3 protein-coding genes are annotated in these 2,174 nt (G+C 67.4%); all 3 read left to right on the plus strand.

The window, feature by feature from the left end; translation table 11 throughout:
• The coding region (locus JOY90_RS19545; RefSeq protein WP_291692750.1) for an SEC-C metal-binding domain-containing protein at nt 1–666 on the plus strand (666 nt) is incomplete at its 5' end.
• A gap of 201 nt (nt 667–867) precedes the next feature.
• On the plus strand, nt 868–1,575 hold the full coding sequence (locus tag JOY90_RS19550) for a dihydrofolate reductase family protein (protein ID WP_291692751.1): 708 nt from the start codon (nt 868–870) through the stop codon (nt 1,573–1,575).
• The coding region (locus JOY90_RS19555) for an FAD-dependent oxidoreductase (protein ID WP_291692752.1) at nt 1,575–2,174 on the plus strand (600 nt) is incomplete at its 3' end. The genes JOY90_RS19550 and JOY90_RS19555, both read left to right, overlap by 1 nt.

Genomic DNA, 2,174 nt, shown 5'->3' on the forward strand with positions numbered 1-2,174 from the left:
GTCGCCAAGCACGTGCCCGAGCATGCCTATGCCGAGCAGTGGGATGTCGCCGGCCTGAAAGAAGAGCTGGCGCGCGTGCTCGATATCGACCTGCCGGTCGACGAATGGGCCAAGGAAGAAGGCATCGCCGACGAGGAGCTGCTCAACCGCATCGAGAAGCACGTCGACGAGCACATGGCGGCCAAGGTCGCGCAATGGGGTCCCGACGTGATGCGCTACGTCGAGAAGACCATCCTGTTGCAGACGCTGGACCATCTCTGGCGCGAGCACCTGATCATGCTCGACCATCTGCGCCAGGTGATCGGCCTGCGCGGCTACGGCCAGCGCGATCCGTTGCAGGAATACAAGTCGGAGGCCTTCAGCCTGTTCGAGACCATGGTCGCGCATCTGCGTGAGGCGGTCACCGCGCAGTTGATGCGGGTCGAGATCGTGCCGCCGGAGGAACCGGCGCCCGTGTTGCCGGCGATGGAGGCGCACAAGCTCAACCCCAGCACCGGCGAGGACGAGATGGCCTTCGCCAGCGCTTCGCTGGTGCCGCAGCAGGGTCAGGCGCAGGCTGCGCGCGATCCGAAGAATCCGTCGAGCTGGGGCAAGGTCGGCCGCAACGAGGATTGCCCGTGCGGCAGCGGCAAGAAGTACAAGCACTGCCACGGCAAGTATGGCTGAGCTGCGCTGCCCGGCACGAATTGGTAGGGTGGAAGGCGCGACGCGTCCGCCGAAGCTCGCAGAGCGAAGGGGGAAGCGCCGTGCCCACCATCTCTCGGAATGGTGGGCACGCTTCTGTCTTCGTGTGGCAAGCTTCGGCGCAAGGATCGCGCTTGGCCCACCCTACACATCTATAAATGCTCACTCGCCTCAGAGGTTCGCATGAAGCCACGCGTGATCTGCCTGATGGCCAGCAGCATCGACGGCCGGACGCTGCCGAGTCGCTGGCGCCCCAGGGGAGCGGCGGGGAATCTGTTCGAGCAGGTGCATGACGAGCTCGCCGGCGAAGCCTGGCTGGTCGGCCGCACCACCGGACAGGAATTCGCCAGGGGCAAGGCCTATCCTGCGTCGACGACGGAATCCTTTCCGCGAGAGCCCTGGTTCGCGCGGCGCGATGCCGAGGCCTATGGCGTCGTACTCGACGCCCACGGCAAGATCGGCTGGGGCCGTTCCGACATCGGCGGCGATCCGATCGTGGTGGTGCTCACTGAGGCGGTCTCCGATGCGCATCTGGCGGGACTGCGCGGCGAGGGCGTCTCCTATGTGTTCGCCGGAAAGGCGCAGCTCGACCTCGCGCTGGTGCTGGAAGTCCTGCATCGCGAGCTCGGCGTGACGCGTCTGCTGCTGGAGGGCGGCGGCGGCGCCAACGGCGCCTTCCTGCGCGCCGGGCTGGTCGATGAGCTGAACCTGATACTCTGTCCCGCGATCGACGGCACGAAAGGCGCGCCGAGCGTGTTCGACTCCACGGAAGCCGAGGCGGACCAGCGTCCGCCCATCGCCGCAATGACGCTCGAGGAGAGCCGGCCGCTGGAAGGTGGCGCGCTGCTGCTGCGCTACCGGATCGAGAACGCGGGTCCCGACGCCACGTGATCCGCCCACGGCCAGAGCATATCGTCATCATCGGCGCCGGTGCGGCTGGCTTGATGGCCGCCCGCGAGCTCGCCCAAGCCGGCCGGAAGGTGACGATCCTGGAAGCGCGCGATCGCTGCGGCGGCCGCATCCATCCGCTCGACGTCAAGGAGTTCGGCTACGAGGCGGAAGCCGGTGCCGAGTTCGTCCATGGCGAGGCGCCGATCACGCGCGGCCTGGTGCAGGAGGCGGGGCTGTCGTTGCAGCCGGTCGCCGGCGCGCGCTGGAATGTGCGGGACGGCGCTTTCTCGCAGGACGAGCCGACCGATATCCATGCCGAGCGTCTGCACCAGGTGCTGGCGGAATTGCAGTCCGACATGACCGTCACGGAATTCCTGCAACAGCATTTCGCCGCGCCCGAATATGACCGGCTGCGCCGTTCCATCGTGCGGATGGTGGAGGGCTATGATGCGGCGGACCCGGCGCGGGCGAGCATGCTGGCGCTGCGCGACGAGTGGATGAATAGCGGCCGTGCCTCGCAGGCGCGCATCGCCGAGGGCTACGGCGCCATGATCGGCTTCCTGGTGGCGGAGTGCCGAAAGCATGGCGCCGTCCTCCAT

Origin of the sequence: Bradyrhizobium sp. (assembly GCF_019242285.1) — a bacterium.
Lineage (GTDB): Bacteria > Pseudomonadota > Alphaproteobacteria > Rhizobiales > Xanthobacteraceae > Bradyrhizobium.